The sequence below is a fragment of the Chloroflexota bacterium genome, assembly GCA_026706485.1.
Taxonomy (GTDB): Bacteria; Chloroflexota; UBA11872; order UBA11872; family UBA11872; genus JAJECS01.
Map to the genome: position 1 here is coordinate 1 of JAPOYR010000011.1, position 14717 is coordinate 14717.

Below are 14717 nucleotides of genomic sequence, written 5' to 3' on the forward strand. Positions count from 1 at the left end.
AGGCGGGACCAGTGTCCCGGATGACACCGGAGCTACTGGTCGAGTCCCATTAGGGGCGCCCCTACAAGTACCTCAGACCTCGTGCCGGCAGCCCGTTTAGGGCAGGTTTGAAACCTGCCCCTACCGAACCCAGGGAGCCGCCCCGATTCGGGTACCCCACAAGACCGGATCGGGTGCCGAATGACCACGAGAATCCCGTGCGCCGCCGGGTCACATGAATGGTGGATTCCCGCCTTCGCGGGAATGACGGATGGGGTGTGAGGTTTCTCGAATGGGCAGGTTTGAAACCTGCCCCCACCGGTTCAGTTGTAGGGGCGGGTCTCAGACCCGCCCGTCCCCGACCTCGTCCACCGGGCAAAGCGACGTCGGTCGGCCTAGTCCGTACATCCCAGCAGCGCGCGCCGCACCGGATCGGTCTGGCGGGCGATGAACTCCGGCGTGTGGTGCCATTCGGGGCGCACGTCGTAGACCTGGGTGGACCACTTGTAGACCACCCACACCAGGCGGCGCGGGCGCGACGAGCGGTTGGGCATGGCGGTGTGCCAGATGTTGGTGTCGTTGATGAGGCACGTGCCCGCCGGCGCGGTGAGCGGCACCATGCCCGGCAGCGCCCGTGGCTGGTTGTCGTGATTGGCCCACGGGGGTGGACGATTCGGGTCCCTGTGACTGCCGGGCACCACCGCCGTCGGCCCGACCTCCTCGGTCACGTCGTCCAGGTAGATCGTGAGGCGCATGTAGGGTCCGCCGTCGCGGTGCCACAGCGTCGCGGCCGGCGAGTTAGGCGCCCGGTAGTTGCCCATCCCACTCGACAAGAGGACCACGTCGTGGTTTCGCGCCGCCTGCACGATCGGCAGCACAGTGGGCAGGTCCATGAAGTCCTCGAACAGTGGATCGAGCTCGAAAAAGCGGTGGAGGTCGATCGACCCGAAGCCCTTGACCGACGTCGACGCGCCGTCCACCACCGCCGACGGCACGTTTTCGTAATCGGCGATCAGCGCGTCGAAGCGCTCGCGAATCGGTTCCAGGCGCTCGGGGCTGATGGCGTTGGGCACCGCCGTGTAGCCGACGTGCTCAAGCCGCCACACGTGCATGAACAGCTCGTGCACGCTGGGAATGGGTTGCATCGCCGCTCCGTCTGCCGAGCGCATCGCCGTCGAACGCGGCCCCAGGATACGCCGCCGGGATGCACGCTATTCCCGCAGGCTGAGCACGGGCAGGTTTGAAGCCTGCCCCTACGCCAATCGCTCCAGGTCCACCGCGCGTCCCAGGCGCATGGCCTCGTAGAGTCCGTCGGCCAATTGCACGGCCCGCACGCCGTCGGCGCTGTTGGCCAGGGGCCGGCCGCCGCTGCGCACGGCGTCGATGAATGCGTCCAGCATCGCGGTGAGGCCGGCTTCCTGGTCCGGCGGCTCCGACGTCTCAGCCACGACCCGCTCACCTTCGAACACGCGGACTCCCGTCAGGTCGTTCCAAAGCTCGGCGCGGCGCGACCCGTCGTCCACCGCGCCCCAATAGGTTCCACCGTGGACGGTGCGCCCGAATTCGCCAACCACCACCTGCGCCACGCCGCCACTCGCAAACTTGATGGTCGCCGTCAGGGTGTCCGGCAGCCCCGAACGGCGCACGTAGCGACCGCCGGTTCCATAGACGCGCAGCGGACGCGAGCCGGACAGATAGGCGGCCATATCGAGCACATGGCTGCCGAACGTGCCGAGCACGCCGCCGTGCTCGGCCTCGCCCTCCCACCGGTCGGCCAGCGAGTCGACCGTGGCGCGCACCACAACCGACTGCGGTCCCGGCACCGTGGAGCGGACCAGAGCAACGCCCGGCGCCGCGCGCAACGCGAAGTCAACGCCGGCCACCACGCCCGCCTGGCGCACCGCCGCATGCGCGTGCAGCGCGTCGGGCAGCTTGGTCGCCAGCGGCGCCTCCACGAACACGTGCTTTCGGGCGCGGGCCGCCGCCGCCACCAGTTGCGCGTGCGAGTCGGGTCGGGTCGCGACCAGCACGGCCTGGACCTGGGTCCGGTGAAGCGCCCCGTCGACATCGTCGTCGGCCCTTGGGCCATCCAACTGGGCCGCCAGTTGCATGGCGGCCTCAAGATCACGATCGACGCACCACAGCAGCCGGCAGTCGGATCGCCGCGCCACCGCTCGGGCCAGGCGACCGCCCATTACGCCACACCCGATGAGAGCCAATTGCAAGGGACCCGCGGCGGCGCCCGCCATGGTTGTCACGGATTCGGGCAAACCGCGCGTAACGTCATGCCGGCGAATGGCGATCTATCGCGCGAGACATTCCATGCTCCACAGATTTAGATTTAACGTCGTACGCGCCCACCGCAGCCATTTCCTGTCGTATAGTGGACGCCACAATTCGACATAATGCCTAACCGCCTGATGCCCGACGGTTCCGAGCGCCTCGCCAGGCGTCTGCACCGCGCCGAAATCATAAGCCTCAGCGCCTCGTTGGCGGTCTTCGTCGTCATCGGCGTCATTGGGCTGTTCGTGTGGCGCAGCAACAGTGCCGAGCCTGTCACTGCCGCGCCTCAATCAACCCCCACCGTCGTGGCGCGTCCGGTCGCCACCGAGCCGCCGCCGGCGCCCACCGCGGCAACCCCCGCACCAACCGAGGCAGTCCAGGTGGACATCGAACCGCCCCCGGTCGCCGAACAGGTGGAGCAGCCCAATCCGCTCGACCTGATCCAGACGTGGCCCGGCGATCGGCCGTTCTCCCTGCTGCTGCTGGGTCTCGACCAGCGGCCCGGAGAGGCCAGCGGTCGCACCGACGCCATGGTGCTCACTCGAATCGAGCCGGCCAACAACTCCGCGGCGCTGATCTCCATCCCGCGCGATTTGTGCATCGCCACCTGCCGCACGGACCCCTACCGCATCAACTCCGTCTACCAGAATGAGGGTCCCGATGTCCTCCGACAGCGCGTGGGAGAAATCGTGGGGATCAAGGTGGACTATGTGATGGTCTTCGACTTCTACGGCTTCCGGCGGCTCGTCGACTTCTTTGGCGGCGTCGAAGTCGACGTGACCACCACGATCTACGACGAGAGCTATCCCAACGCTACCGACACCGGGTTCGAGCCCCTGTATATCCCCGCCGGCGTCAACCACTTCGATGGCGATATGGCGCTGCGCTACGCGCGCTCGCGCCATCAGGACGGGGCCATCGCCCGCGATCAGCGGCAACAGCAGATTCTCCTCGCCCTGCGGGATCAGCTATTGACCCCGCGCACGATCTTGCAGTGGCCCAACTTCCTGGAGCGCCTGCGCGACACCTTCAAGACCGACGTGCCGTTCGAGCTGGTCCCCTCCATGCTCAAGCTCGCGCTCTCGATCGACTCGTCGCGCGTGGTTCAGGGCGCGGTCGGGTTCGATCGCGGGCTATCGCGCACGGTTATCGCCGAAAACGGCGCCTACGTGCTCGAACCCAACGTGCCCCTCATCCAGGCCTACGCCGCCGAGCTGATCCGCAACGGCGAGGCCCTGCCGGCAATGGAAGGCACCGCCGCCAGTCCCGAATTCGCCGACCGGCAGCACCTGGAGCCGTAACGAGGGTCTAAGAGACCTCACGTCGTGGCAGGACGGTCGTTGGCCATTCGCGATGCGCGGCCACACGAACCCATTCCGAACGCCAGCCGCTGACCCCCATCCTGACCTTCCCCCTTCCAGGGGGAAGGGACCAGAACTGAGCCTCCCTAGCACCTCACTCCGGGGACCGGCGAGCCACGACGTAGATTTCGGACGGCTCATAGGCGACCTCTAGCGCCCGCCGCAGGATGGCCGCCACCCGCGTCAACTCGTCGCGCGTGTGCTGCAATTCGGCGCTCACCGCGTGCAGCGCCGCCTCCAGGTCCGCCGCGTAGCGCGACCGCGCCACGCGACCGCCCAGCCACCGCGTCACGCGGTCTTCGTCGGGCGGCGCGTTGCGATCCGGTGGCGGATCCTCCGTTATGTCAAGATCGCCGAGCGTTACCGGCAGGCCGCGCGCGGACGTTGGATTGACCCCGGACGCATGCACGTCGAGTCCCGCGTCCCGGCACAGGAACTCGAGCAACTCCAAGTCGTAAGGCCGCACGTGGGTCGGGTCCTTCCAGAACTCGTGCGCAATTGTCGGCAAGCTGCCCGGATTCGGCGTGGCCACGATCAACGATCCACCGGGGACCAGGCGGCTTCCGCCGAGCCGCACCAGCGCCGCGCCTTCGTCCACCGGAAAGTGCTCGATGACGTGCAGGGCGCTCACCACGTCGAACGTCTCGGGCGTCGCCTGCAGATAGTCCAGCGCCTCAGCCTCGATCACCCGGTGAGTCGCGGCGTGCGCCAGCATGGCCCTGTCCAGGTCGACGCCGTGGGTTTCCATTCCAGCGGCGGCCGCCACGTCCAGAAACTCGCCCCGACCGCAGCCGATGTCGAGGATTCGCCCCGCCGACGGGAGGAATTGGGCGTACCACGCGCGCGCGTCGCGGACCATCGCGGGGTCGAACCCGCGGAAGGCGTACCAGTCGGACGCCATCAGGACGTGTAGCGGTCGCGGCGCAAGGCGGCAGGTGAGAAGGTGAACATGGCAATCAGGAGCGAGGCGCGGTCCCGTCGCGACCGTACAATACTGGGCCGCTTGTCAGGTCACCGCCCGTGCGCAACGACGACGTCGAAATCTTCGCCATCGGCACGGAGCTCGTGACCGGGCTGATTCTGGACACCAACTCGCACTGGATCGCCGGCGAGGTGGCCGTGGCCGGGGGCGACGTGCGGCGCATCACCGCGCTGGCCGACGACTTTGACGCCCTCACGGCCGAGTTGCGCGCTGCGATAGCCCGCCGCGCTCGGGTAATCATCACCACCGGCGGCCTGGGCCCCACGCCCGACGACCTGACGGTCGAGGCCGTGGCCGAGCTAGCCGGCTGCGGCGTGCACACGCCCCATGAGGTGCTGGAGGACTACGCGCGCCGGCGCGGCATCAGCCTGGAAGAGGCCTCCAGCCCGCCGCGACTGAAGATGGGCACCGTCCCGGCCGCCGCTCGGGTGCATCTCAACCCGGTGGGTTGGGCGCCCTGCTTCATGGTGCCAGTCGAAGACTCCAGCATCTGGTGCATGCCGGGACCGCCGCGCGAGGTCCAGGGCTGCTTCAGCGCCCACATCAAGCCCGTCGTCGAGCACCTGTTTGCCGGTCAGTCCGCGCGGATGCGCGTGTTCATCGACGCCCACGAGTCCGAGACCTCGCCGCTCATGCAGTCGGTCATGCGCCGCATTCCATCCGCCTATCTCAAGGCATATGTCGGCATGTCCAACCCCGAGGGGCTGCCGGTCGACATCGTCGTGCGCAGCACGGACGGCGCGGCGCCCAATGAGCTGCTCCAGCAGGCCTACGACGAGTTCTGCGCCGTCGCCGCCGCGTCCGGCAAGACGGTGTCCCTGGAGGCGCCGGCCGCGTCGTAGTGGCGTCGCAGTAGACTGCCCGCGCCTGATCGAAACCCCGGTCGAGCTCACATGCAATCCCGCTGGTCCGACGACGACGCGCGAGGCCTCGACCCGATAGGTCTCAGGGTCTACACCTCGCGGCTGATCGGCGCGGAAGCGGCGCTGGTGCTGCACGGGGGCGGCAATACGTCCGTCAAGCTCGACGACCACGACCACCGCGGACGCCCCTGCCGCGCCCTGGCCATCAAGGGCAGCGGGTCCGACCTGCGCACCATCGAGCCCGGCGACTTCGCGCGGCTGCATTTGGACGACCTTCACGCATTGCGTGCGCGGTCGGAGATGTCGGACGACGAGATGCTGGCCTACCTCGCACGCAGCTCGCTCGATCCCGATGCCCCGCGACCGTCGATCGAGACGCTGCTCCACGCGTTCCTGCCCGAGGCGTGGGTCGATCATTCGCATGCGGACGCCGTGCTCGCGCTCACAAACCAGCCGGACGGCCACCGCCTCGTGCGCGAGGTCTTCGGCGACCGGGTGGCGGTGGTGCCCTACATCCTGCCCGGATTCAAGCTGGCGCAGCTCACCGCCGACGTGTACGACGCGAATCCCGGAGTCGAGGGCCTGGTGCTCGACATGCACGGGCTGGTGACATTCGGCGCGACGGCGCGTGAGTCCTACGAACGACACGTCGAGCTGGTGTCCCTGGCCGAGGTCTATGTGCGGCCGCACCTGCCGGCGCACGGAAGCACGCCCGGCGACGAGGCGGCCGCGGCCAAGCTGGCGCCGGTGCTGCGCGGCACGCTCTCGACCTCGAAGCGAGTCCTGGTGCGGTGTGACGGCTCGCCCCGCGTGCGTGCGTTCGTCGACCGGCCCGATCTCGAGCAGATTTCCCAGCAAGGCCCGGTCACGCCCGACCACGTGCTGCGCACCAAACGGCTGCCGCTGGTGCTGCGCGCCACCGATTCCGACGGCGTGGGCGCCGCCGTGGCGGGGTACCGCGCGGCCTACGAGGGCTACGCGCGCGAGCACGGCGGCGCCGACGCGTTTCAGCACGACTCCGCGCCGCGCGTGGTGCTCGTTCCCGGCATCGGCATGTTCACCACCGGCGCTTCCTGGCACGAGGCGGGCATGGTGGCGGACATGTACCGCCACAGCATGGATGTCATCGAGGCCGCCCGCGCCATCGGGACCTATCAGGCACTGCCGGCGGATGATCTCTACGACATGGAGTACTGGCCGCTCGAGCTCTACAAGCTCACTCGCGCGCCGCCGGAGCGGGAGCTGGCCCGGCGCGTGGCGCTGGTCACCGGCGCCGGGCGCGGCATCGGACGCGCCATCGCGCAGGCGCTCGCGGCCGATGGGGCGTTTGTCTTCGTCACCGATGTCGACCTCGACGCGGCGACCGCCGTCGCCGAAGGCATCACCGCCGACGGCGATCGAGCCCAGGCGCTGCAGTTGGACGTCACGTGCGAACGCCAGACGGCGAGAGCGTTCGAGGCCGTGGCCAGGAACGCGGGCGGCGTGGACATCGTGGTCTCCAACGCCGGGATCGCAGCCGCCGCGCCGCTTGACGACCTGGAGCTCGACACCTGGCAGAGCAGCCTGGACGTCAACGCCACCGGGCACTTCCTCGTCTGCCGCGCCGCGTTGCGCCAGATGCGAGCCCAGGGACTGGGCGGCAGCATCGTGCTCATCTGCACCAAGAACGCGCTCGATCCGGGCGCCGGATTTGGCGCCTACAGCGCCGCCAAGGCGGCCCAGCTTCAGCTCGGCCGCGTGCTCGCCGTGGAAGGCGGGGCCGATGGCATCCGCGTCAACATGGTCAATCCCGACGCCGTGTTCGAAGGCTCCGGGCTATGGGACGCCGACCTGCGGGCCGGGCGCGCCGCCGCGCACGGCGTGGCAGTGGAGGACCTGGAATCGTTCTACTCACGGCGCAACCTGCTGGGGCGGCGCGTGACGGGTCCAGACGTCGCCGCGGCCGTGTCGTTTCTCGCGTCGGATCGATCCGCCAAGACGACGGGGGCCGTCATCCCGGTCGACGGCGGGCTGCGGGGCGCGTTTCCGCGGTAGGGCGCACTGGCCGTTTCGGGAATCTCTCCGTTGCCGAGTCCTTTGGGCAGGGGCGACGCATGCGTCACCCCTAGGCGTGAGTGAACAGATGGGGGGAACTGGATTCCGGCCTCCGCCGGAATGACGGAGGGGTAGCGCAAGGGTTTCTCGATGGGAGAAAGTCACCGGCGGTGCGGGCGCCCACAAGGGGCGCCCCTACACGGGCATGCAAAGGCCGCTTGACGCGCAGGGCGCGAGTGAGCCTGCCTATGTATCCAGCCGGCCGTACGCTACTTGCCGCAGGCCCCCGCGGTGACGCCGGACCCGTCGGTGTTGAACGAGCTGCCGCAGCCGCAGGTCGTCTGGGCGTTGGGGTTTCGGACCGAGAAGCCGCGACCCATCATGCTGTCGATGAAGTCGATCTCGGCTCCTGCGATCAGGTGCGCCGTGTGCCCATCGATGTAGACCTCGACGCCGTTCGACTCGGCCGTGATGTCGGTCGGCTCCGGCTCGTGGGCGAGCGCCATGGCGTATTCATAGCCCGCGCAGCCGCCGCCGATCACCGCGACCTTGAGCGCGCCTTGGGTGTGTCCCCGCTCCGAGAGGATCTCGCCGAAGGCGCGCGCCGCGCGATCGGTGACCGCCACCGGCGAGGGCGGCGGCGGGGCAGCCATCGGCAGCCCGATCGGTTCGTCAGCCGGGCCATCCATCGGCAGCGAGATTCGGCCGTCGGTTTGCACTGCACTCATCGTGCGTCATTCCTCAATTGCAGGGCGTTTGCAGCCTTCCCCCGAAGCTAGCACGAGGGACGCTCGGCGGCGAGCCAAGCAGGAGTGTCGCAGCCCGGTCAAAGCCAAGACTACGCGCGCACAAGTCTCGGAAATGCGAATGCCAGGCGCAGGTCTTCTAGGATCACCTGTTACACCCGAACAGCGAAGCTGTGACTCGTTTCACGCGTGGAAGACCTCCCTCCATGACCTACGTCGAGGCCCTGCGCTGGATCTATGGCTTCGCCGACCTGGAGCGCGGCGTGGGCCACGCGGGCCGGGAGGCCTATGCGGCGGGCCCGGCGCGCACGCGGAGGCTGCTGCGCGCCCTCGGCGATCCACACCTCGGCCTGACCTGCGTCCACGTCGGCGGCAGCAAGGGGAAGGGCAGTGTTTGCACGCTGGTGGCGAGCGCGTCCGAGGCCGCCGGCCTGCGGACGGGCGCCTACACCCAGCCGCATCTGCATTCGTTCCGCGAACGCTTCGCCATCGACGGTCGCGCCATCGAACCGCAGGCCTTCGCCGACCTCTGTCAACGGCTCGCGCCCCACGTCGACTCCCTGACGGCCTCCCATCGCCAGGACGGTCCCTACTCGACCTTCGAGCTGGCCACCGTGCTCGCGCTGCTGTGGTTCGCGGAGCAGGAGGTTGACCTGGCCGTGATCGAGGTCGGGCTCGGCGGACGGCTGGACGCGACCCGCGTGATCGAACCGGCCGTGGTGGGCCTGACGACCATCGTGCTGGAGCACACGCGCGTACTGGGCGACTCGCTTGAAGCCATCGCGAGGGAGAAGGCCGGCATCATCAAGCCGCGAGTGCCGGTCGTCGCCGCCGCGCAATCCGATGAGGCGCTGGGAGTGTTCCGGGCCACGTGCGAGGCCCAAGGGGCTCCGCTGGCCGCGGTGGAACCGCTGGACTGGGAGGACGCGGCCTGGCACGAGGCGCGACTGCTGATGATGGTTCGCGCGCCCGACGGCGACGGCAGCCTGCCGGTGGGACTCGTCGGCCCGCACCAGCGTCAGAACGCCGCCGTGGCGTGGCACATCTGCCGTGAGCTGGCGGACCAGGGACTGTCGTTCGACCGCGGCGCCATCCGCGCCGGATTCGGCGCCGCGGCGTGGCCCGGACGGCTGGAGGTCGTGGCCGGCGATCCGCTGACCATTGTGGACGGCGCCCACACCCCGGAGGCCGTCGAGGCCGTCGTGACGGCGCTGCGAGAAGTCTTCGGGGTGCAGCGCGGTCCCGTGATCTTCGGTGCGCTGCGCGACAAGCGCGTGCCGGCAATGCTGGAGGCGCTGCGCGGATATGCCGCGCCGTTGATCCTGGTCGAGCCGGAGCACCCACGAGGTTGGGCGCCCGAGCGCATGGTCCGGCGATATCGGCTCACCTCGGAGATGGAAATCGCGCCGTCGGTCACGGCGGCCTTGCGTGAAGCGCGTGCGGCGCACCGGCCCGGCCAGGCCGTGCTCGCCACCGGCAGCCTGGCGGTCGCGGCCGACGTGCGCGCGGCCGCCGGCGTGCCGCATGAAGTCGACCCTGAGCCGTGGGCAGGGCCGTAGGGTGGAGGTTGGATCTGCTTCGCGCGTTGGTGACTTTAGGGTGGATTCCCGCCTCCGCGGGAATGACGGACCCGAATTGCCCGCGGCCGGTATTGTCCCAGGCCCTCTCGGCAGCCAAGCTGAGTGACGATGACCGGACACAGAGAAGGCGGGCGCCCACAAGGGGCGCCCTTACAACTCAGTCAGGCGTTAGTCGCCGTATGACCAGCGACGACGTGCGTCCGATCCGACGGCGTGTTGAGCAGGCCATCGAGCAGGCCGTCGCCGAAGGCGCGTTCGACAACCTGGCGGGAGCTGGACTCCCGCTCAAGTCGGAAACAGGAATCGTTCCAAACGAGTTGCGGGTACCGTTCAAGGTGCTGGAAAACGCCGGCATGGCTCCCGCCTGGGTGGAGCTGGCCGCCGAGATCGAGCGGCGTATCGACGAGTTCCGTGCGGCTCGGCACGACCATGATCGGCGAATGCGCCGGGCGTGCGCGCACGCGCTGGCGGGGACGGCCGGCGACTTCGCCGCGCGGTTCCGTGCCGCGGGCCACGCCCACCAGGAGCTGCGCGACGCGCTGGCAAAGGACGTGAGAGGCATCGTGCGCCTGATCGACCGGTTCAACACCATGGCGCCGGCCAGTGCGCCGCGATTCGGCTTTCTGGCGCGCGCCGAGCTCGAAGCCGTGGACGCCATATGGCCATGGCCCGCGCCGGGCGGCGACCGGGCGTGAAGCGGCAAGCCCGGGCACTCCTCGGTCGGCTCGTCGCCGCAATCCTCGTTCCGCCGTTCGGCGCACTCGCGCTTTGGCGCAGAGCGTTGGGAGTTGGAAGCGATCGCGGCGAGCCTCAGTCGGTGCTGCTGGTGCGACTCGACCTGATGGGTGACGTGGTGAACGGGCTGTCGGCCGCCCACGCGGCGCGGCAGCGGTGGCCTCGGGCGCACATCGCCTTCATGGCGCCGCCTCAGTGGCGAGCGATCGTGGAACGCTGCTCGGCGGTGGACGAAACGATCGGCCTTGATCCCGCGGTCGTCACGCATTGGCCCGCCTGCCTGAATCCGGGGCGCTGGTGGAGTCTGCTGCGAGCGCTCCTTGCCCTGCGCCGGCGTCGCTTCGACCTGGCCGTGAGCATCTACGGGCCGATTGCCGGGACGGTGGTGGCGCTGAGCGGCGCCCGCGAGCGCCGCGGCTACGAACGCGAGGCCCCGCCGTTCAGCTTCGACCGGGCCTTCGCCGGTGAACGGCGTAACGGCGGGCCGCACGAGACCGAGCTGGCGGCGCGCCTGATTGGTGACGAGCTTCCGCCCTGGCGCACCATCGACCGCACCGACGACCTTCCCATGCCGACGGCCCTGACCGGAGCCGGCCGGCCGCTGGTCGTGGCGCACGCCGGCGCGGCGCACGGTGACGCCAAGCGTTGGCGCGAGGAACACTGGAAACACACGCTGGCGGAACTAGCGGCCGGTGGTGCGACGGTCGCGCTCGTCGGGCTGGCTGGCGACCGCGCGCTGGCTCGGCGGCTGCAGGAGTCAGTCGATAGTCTGATCGACCTCACCGGCGAAACGTCGCTCGAATCGCTCATGGGCACGCTCCTGGCGGCGGACCTCGTGATCTCCACGGACAGCGGTCCGGCGCACCTGGCGCGGGCGCTGGGAACCAGAGTGATCGCCTTGCACGGGCCGACCGACACCGCCCTGCACGGACCCGGCGATCCCGCGTGCGCGGCCCTGCGCCTGGAGATGCCGTGCGGGCCTTGCTACGACTTCCGCCGCATGGCGACCTGCCAGTTCGGCGATACGCTCTGCATGGAATGGCTCCATCCCGACCGCGTCGTCGGCGCCGCGCGCTCGATGCTGCCCACATGAGCGGCGCACCCGCCGCCGAGACTCAGGCGCTTCAAGCGCTCGAGTTTCGCGTGCTCGGCACGCGCGTGCACGGCGTCGACCTGGGCCAGGCCACCGCGTGGATCGACGCCTGGGCGCAGGCGGGCGCGCGCGCGCACATCGCCACCGTCAACCCCGAATTCGTGATGCTCGCGCGCCAAGACGCCGAATTCAACGACCTGCTGGAGCGCACCCGGCTCAACGTGCCGGACGGGGTCGGCGTCGTGCTCGACGGACGCCTGGGCGGCGCGCGCGTCCCAGGCCGCGTAACCGGCGTGACGCTAATGCACGAGGCGATGCGGTTGGCCGCGGTCCGGGAGTGGCCCGTGGCGCTCGTCGGCGGCGCGCCGGGCGTGGCCGAGGCCGCCGCCGAGCGGCTGGTCCACGACGTGCCGGGACTGCGGCCGCCGCACACCTATGGCGGCGCGCGCGGACCCGAGGGCGACGCCGCGGCCCGGGATTTCCTGCGAGACGTGCGCCCGCGCATCCTTTGCGTCGGCTACGGCGCGCCGCACCAGGAGCTTTGGATCGATCGCAACGTCAGCTCGGACGCGGCGTGCGTGGCCATTGGCATAGGCGGGACGCTGGACTATCTGAGCGGCCGCGTGCCGCGCGCGCCGGCCGCGCTGCGATCGGTAGGCCTCGAATGGGCCTACCGGCTATGGCGGCAACCATCGCGCTGGCGCCGCATGCGGGTGCTGCCGGTCTTCGCCGCGCTGGCAGTCCGCGAGATTCTTGACCGCAAGACCAAGGACGCCGCCGAATGAGCCGCGTGGTCGTGGTCGGCAGCCTCAACCTGGACATCGTCATGCGCCTGCCGCGCATTCCGCGTCCAGGCGAGACCGTGCACGGCGGGCGCATCGGCCGCTATCCCGGCGGCAAGGGCGCGAATCAGGCCGTCGCGGCCGCGCGCGCCGGGGCGGCGGTGGCGATGGTTGGCGCCGTGGGTCGGGACGATGCCGGCGACGCGTTGCTCAGGTCGCTCGCCGCGGCCGGCGTGGATCGGGCCGATGTGCGCCGGAACACCGACGCCGCCACCGGCACCGCCATGATCGTCGTCGACAGCTCGGGCGCCAACGCCATCGCCTTGGCGGAGGGGGCCAATCTGGCCGTGCGGCCGGAGGACGCGGCGCGCGCGGTGACCGCGCACGATCCCGCCGTCGTCGCGGTCCAGCGGGAAGTGCCGGACGCGGCTGTTCGGGCCGCCCTGAGCCATGCGCCCGCGGGGGCCATCCGCGTGATGAATGCCGCGCCTCTGGAGCCGGACGCCATCCTGCCGCTCGACGTGATCGACTTGCTGGTCGTGAACGAGATCGAGGCGTCGGATTTGTTGGGATCGCCGGTCACGAGCGACGACGCGCCCGACGCCGCGCGACGCCTGGCCGCCGGCGTCACGCGGGGATGCGTGATCACGCTGGGCGGCGACGGCCTGGCGGCATGGGTGGACCGTCAGGCGCTGCGCCTCCACGCCCACCCCGTCAACGTCGTCGACACGACCGGCGCCGGAGACGCATTCTGCGGCGCCATGGCCGCCGCGCTGGCACTGGGCAAACCGATGCCGACCGCGCTCGCCTGGGGCAACGCCGCCGGTGCGCTGGCGGCCAGCCGGCCCGGCGCGCAGCCGTCGATGCCCACCCGTGCGGAGATCGCCGCGCAGCTGGCCACGTCCATCGTCTAGCCAGCAGTCACGGTCGCCATGGGGATGGTCTGAACGATTCTTCGCGATGGTGGTGTTCGCAGCCGTCACGCGGAGGGGTCAAACAGCCCCTCCGGCAGCGCCAGCCGTTGACCCCCATCCCAACCTTCCCCCTTCCAGGGGGAAGGCGCTCTAGCAGTGCTCTTCTGGAGTTCAGGCCGACGCCGGCGATGGCTCGACCTGCTCGCGGCGCGGCATCCAGGGCAGCACCGCCAGCACCACCAACTGCGCCAGCGCCATCCCGGCGAACGCCACGTTCAACCCCGCCGCGTCGCCGATGATGCCGGTGACGTAGTTCCCCACGGCGCCGGCGCCGAAGGACAGGCCGAGTACGACGCCGCTGGCCGCGCCCATGTGACCCGGCAGCAGCCGCTGCACCATCACGACCGTGGGCGTGAAACCGGCGCCAAGGAATGCCCCCATCACCGCGCCGAGCGGAATGTGCCACGGGCCGAAGGGCAGGAGCCCGAAGGCCAGCATCGCAGGAATCATCACCAGGGATGACACGGCGAGAATCCGGCGCACGCCGAAGCGGTCGGTGGAGACGCCGCCAGCGAAGGCGCCCACCGCGTGGCCGACCAGATACGCCGAAAGCACGATGCCCGCGCGCACGGGGTCCGGCCGGTCGGGCGACACGAAAACGGGGACGAAGGTCACGAGCGCGGCGTAGGCCCAGCCGCGCACCACGGCCACCAGCAAAAGTCCGACGAGCGCCGCCGAAATCCCACGAAACGCGGTCCGCCCCACGGCAACGCTGACGCTCGGCTGTTGCGGGGCCCGGAAGTTGCGCAGCGACTAGGCCATGAACGCCGACACCACCAGCACCGGCGCGAGCACCACCGGCACCCAGTCGGTGCCGCCGGCCTCCAGCACGCCGCCCAGGATCAGCGGCGCGACGGCGAACGCGGCGTGTCCACCCAGGAAAAACAGCGCAACGTTCGTTCCGGTATTGCGGCCCTGGGCCTCGTTGGCAATGGCCGCGCCCTGGGGATGAAATGCCGCGACGCCGACGGCAGCCACCACCAGGTACACCACCAGCAGCGGATAGCTGGGCGCAAACGCGGCCACGGCCACCCATACCGCAATCCAAGCGGGGCTGATCGATGCGAGCCAGCGCCGTCCCATACGGTCGCCGATGTAGCCGAACAGCGGCTGAATCACCGAGGTCGTCAAGGCCCAGGCGAGCGCCGCCAGACCGATCATGCCGTAGGACATCTCCAGCCGCACGGCCAGGATGGGATAGAGCATGCTCGGCCCCAGGGCGGAGAAGTCCGACGCGAAGTGGCCCAGCGCGACGGTGATCACGGCCTGCCGGCCGGCAAGGATTCGCGAGGCGGTTCGACCTTC

At 70.0% G+C, this 14717-nt stretch carries 14 protein-coding genes; 8 read left to right on the plus strand and 6 right to left on the minus strand.

Annotated elements, in window-relative coordinates; genetic code table 11:
• Window positions 1-374 precede the first annotated feature (374 nt).
• Complete coding sequence (locus tag OXG79_09475; protein ID MCY3784001.1) at window positions 375-1124, minus strand: phytanoyl-CoA dioxygenase family protein; 750 nt, start codon at window positions 1122-1124, stop codon at window positions 375-377.
• Window positions 1125-1232: 108 nt separating this feature from the next.
• The gene (locus tag OXG79_09480) at window positions 1233-2228 is read right to left on the minus strand and encodes a Gfo/Idh/MocA family oxidoreductase (protein MCY3784002.1); all 996 of its coding nucleotides are present in this window, start codon (window positions 2226-2228) and stop codon (window positions 1233-1235) included.
• 156 nt (window positions 2229-2384) lie between these two features.
• On the opposite strand from OXG79_09480, the gene OXG79_09485 reads away from it, so the two are divergent.
• Window positions 2385-3563 (plus strand): LCP family protein, encoded by a 1179-nt coding sequence (locus OXG79_09485; GenBank protein MCY3784003.1) that lies wholly within the window; start codon window positions 2385-2387, stop codon window positions 3561-3563.
• A gap of 154 nt (window positions 3564-3717) precedes the next feature.
• On the opposite strand, the gene OXG79_09490 is transcribed toward OXG79_09485, so the two are convergent.
• Window positions 3718-4524, minus strand: a complete 807-nt coding sequence (locus OXG79_09490) for a class I SAM-dependent methyltransferase (protein ID MCY3784004.1) — start codon at window positions 4522-4524, stop codon at window positions 3718-3720.
• 119 nt (window positions 4525-4643) lie between these two features.
• On the opposite strand from OXG79_09490, the gene OXG79_09495 reads away from it, so the two are divergent.
• Window positions 4644-5447 carry a molybdopterin-binding protein gene (locus OXG79_09495; protein MCY3784005.1) on the plus strand — a complete coding sequence of 268 codons (804 nt, stop codon included), beginning with the start codon at window positions 4644-4646 and terminating at the stop codon, window positions 5445-5447.
• A gap of 51 nt (window positions 5448-5498) precedes the next feature.
• Window positions 5499-7502, plus strand: coding sequence for a bifunctional rhamnulose-1-phosphate aldolase/short-chain dehydrogenase (gene rhaD / locus OXG79_09500; GenBank protein ID MCY3784006.1), 2004 nt, complete (start codon window positions 5499-5501; stop codon window positions 7500-7502).
• Between the two features lie 269 nt (window positions 7503-7771).
• Here rhaD and OXG79_09505 read toward each other — a convergent pair whose 3' ends face one another.
• Window positions 7772-8230 (minus strand): iron-sulfur cluster assembly accessory protein, encoded by a 459-nt coding sequence (locus OXG79_09505; protein ID MCY3784007.1) that lies wholly within the window; start codon window positions 8228-8230, stop codon window positions 7772-7774.
• Between the two features lie 224 nt (window positions 8231-8454).
• Here OXG79_09505 and OXG79_09510 point away from each other — a divergent pair, with 224 nt between their 5' ends.
• From OXG79_09510 to OXG79_09530, 5 genes are all read left to right on the plus strand, one after another.
• Entirely contained in the window at window positions 8455-9807 is a 1353-nt protein-coding gene (locus tag OXG79_09510) for a bifunctional folylpolyglutamate synthase/dihydrofolate synthase (GenBank protein ID MCY3784008.1), read from the plus strand.
• Window positions 9808-10007: 200 nt separating this feature from the next.
• The gene (locus OXG79_09515) at window positions 10008-10523 is read left to right on the plus strand and encodes a DUF1992 domain-containing protein (GenBank protein ID MCY3784009.1); all 516 of its coding nucleotides are present in this window, start codon (window positions 10008-10010) and stop codon (window positions 10521-10523) included.
• 86 nt (window positions 10524-10609) lie between these two features.
• The gene (locus OXG79_09520; protein MCY3784010.1) at window positions 10610-11656 is read left to right on the plus strand and encodes a glycosyltransferase family 9 protein; all 1047 of its coding nucleotides are present in this window, start codon (window positions 10610-10612) and stop codon (window positions 11654-11656) included.
• Window positions 11653-12441 carry a WecB/TagA/CpsF family glycosyltransferase gene (locus OXG79_09525; GenBank protein MCY3784011.1) on the plus strand — a complete coding sequence of 263 codons (789 nt, stop codon included), beginning with the start codon at window positions 11653-11655 and terminating at the stop codon, window positions 12439-12441. The genes OXG79_09520 and OXG79_09525 overlap by 4 nt, the downstream gene beginning before the upstream one ends.
• Entirely contained in the window at window positions 12438-13352 is a 915-nt protein-coding gene (locus OXG79_09530) for a ribokinase (GenBank protein ID MCY3784012.1), read from the plus strand. The genes OXG79_09525 and OXG79_09530 overlap by 4 nt, the downstream gene beginning before the upstream one ends.
• 171 nt (window positions 13353-13523) lie before the next feature.
• On the opposite strand, the gene OXG79_09535 is transcribed toward OXG79_09530, so the two are convergent.
• Together OXG79_09535 and OXG79_09540 are read right to left on the minus strand one after the other, a co-directional pair.
• Complete coding sequence (locus OXG79_09535) at window positions 13524-14117, minus strand: MFS transporter (protein ID MCY3784013.1); 594 nt, start codon at window positions 14115-14117, stop codon at window positions 13524-13526.
• A gap of 48 nt (window positions 14118-14165) precedes the next feature.
• The gene (locus OXG79_09540) at window positions 14166-14675 is read right to left on the minus strand and encodes an MFS transporter (protein MCY3784014.1); all 510 of its coding nucleotides are present in this window, start codon (window positions 14673-14675) and stop codon (window positions 14166-14168) included.
• Between the last annotated feature and the right edge of the window lie 42 nt (window positions 14676-14717).

What these genes read in the sequence shown, in the direction of transcription:
- OXG79_09475 (MCY3784001.1), bottom strand. Translation starts at nt 1,124, where the DNA reads ATGCAACCCATTCCCAGCGTGCACGAGCTGTTCATGCACGTGTGGCGG.
- OXG79_09480 (MCY3784002.1), bottom strand. Translation starts at nt 2,228, where the DNA reads ATGGCGGGCGCCGCCGCGGGTCCCTTGCAATTGGCTCTCATCGGGTGT.
- OXG79_09485 (MCY3784003.1), top strand. Translation starts at nt 2,385, where the DNA reads ATGCCTAACCGCCTGATGCCCGACGGTTCCGAGCGCCTCGCCAGGCGT.
- OXG79_09490 (MCY3784004.1), bottom strand. Translation starts at nt 4,524, where the DNA reads ATGGCGTCCGACTGGTACGCCTTCCGCGGGTTCGACCCCGCGATGGTC.
- rhaD (MCY3784006.1), top strand. Translation starts at nt 5,499, where the DNA reads ATGCAATCCCGCTGGTCCGACGACGACGCGCGAGGCCTCGACCCGATA.
- OXG79_09505 (MCY3784007.1), bottom strand. Translation starts at nt 8,230, where the DNA reads ATGAGTGCAGTGCAAACCGACGGCCGAATCTCGCTGCCGATGGATGGC.
- OXG79_09510 (MCY3784008.1), top strand. Translation starts at nt 8,455, where the DNA reads ATGACCTACGTCGAGGCCCTGCGCTGGATCTATGGCTTCGCCGACCTG.
- OXG79_09515 (MCY3784009.1), top strand. Translation starts at nt 10,008, where the DNA reads ATGACCAGCGACGACGTGCGTCCGATCCGACGGCGTGTTGAGCAGGCC.
- OXG79_09525 (MCY3784011.1), top strand. Translation starts at nt 11,653, where the DNA reads ATGAGCGGCGCACCCGCCGCCGAGACTCAGGCGCTTCAAGCGCTCGAG.
- OXG79_09530 (MCY3784012.1), top strand. Translation starts at nt 12,438, where the DNA reads ATGAGCCGCGTGGTCGTGGTCGGCAGCCTCAACCTGGACATCGTCATG.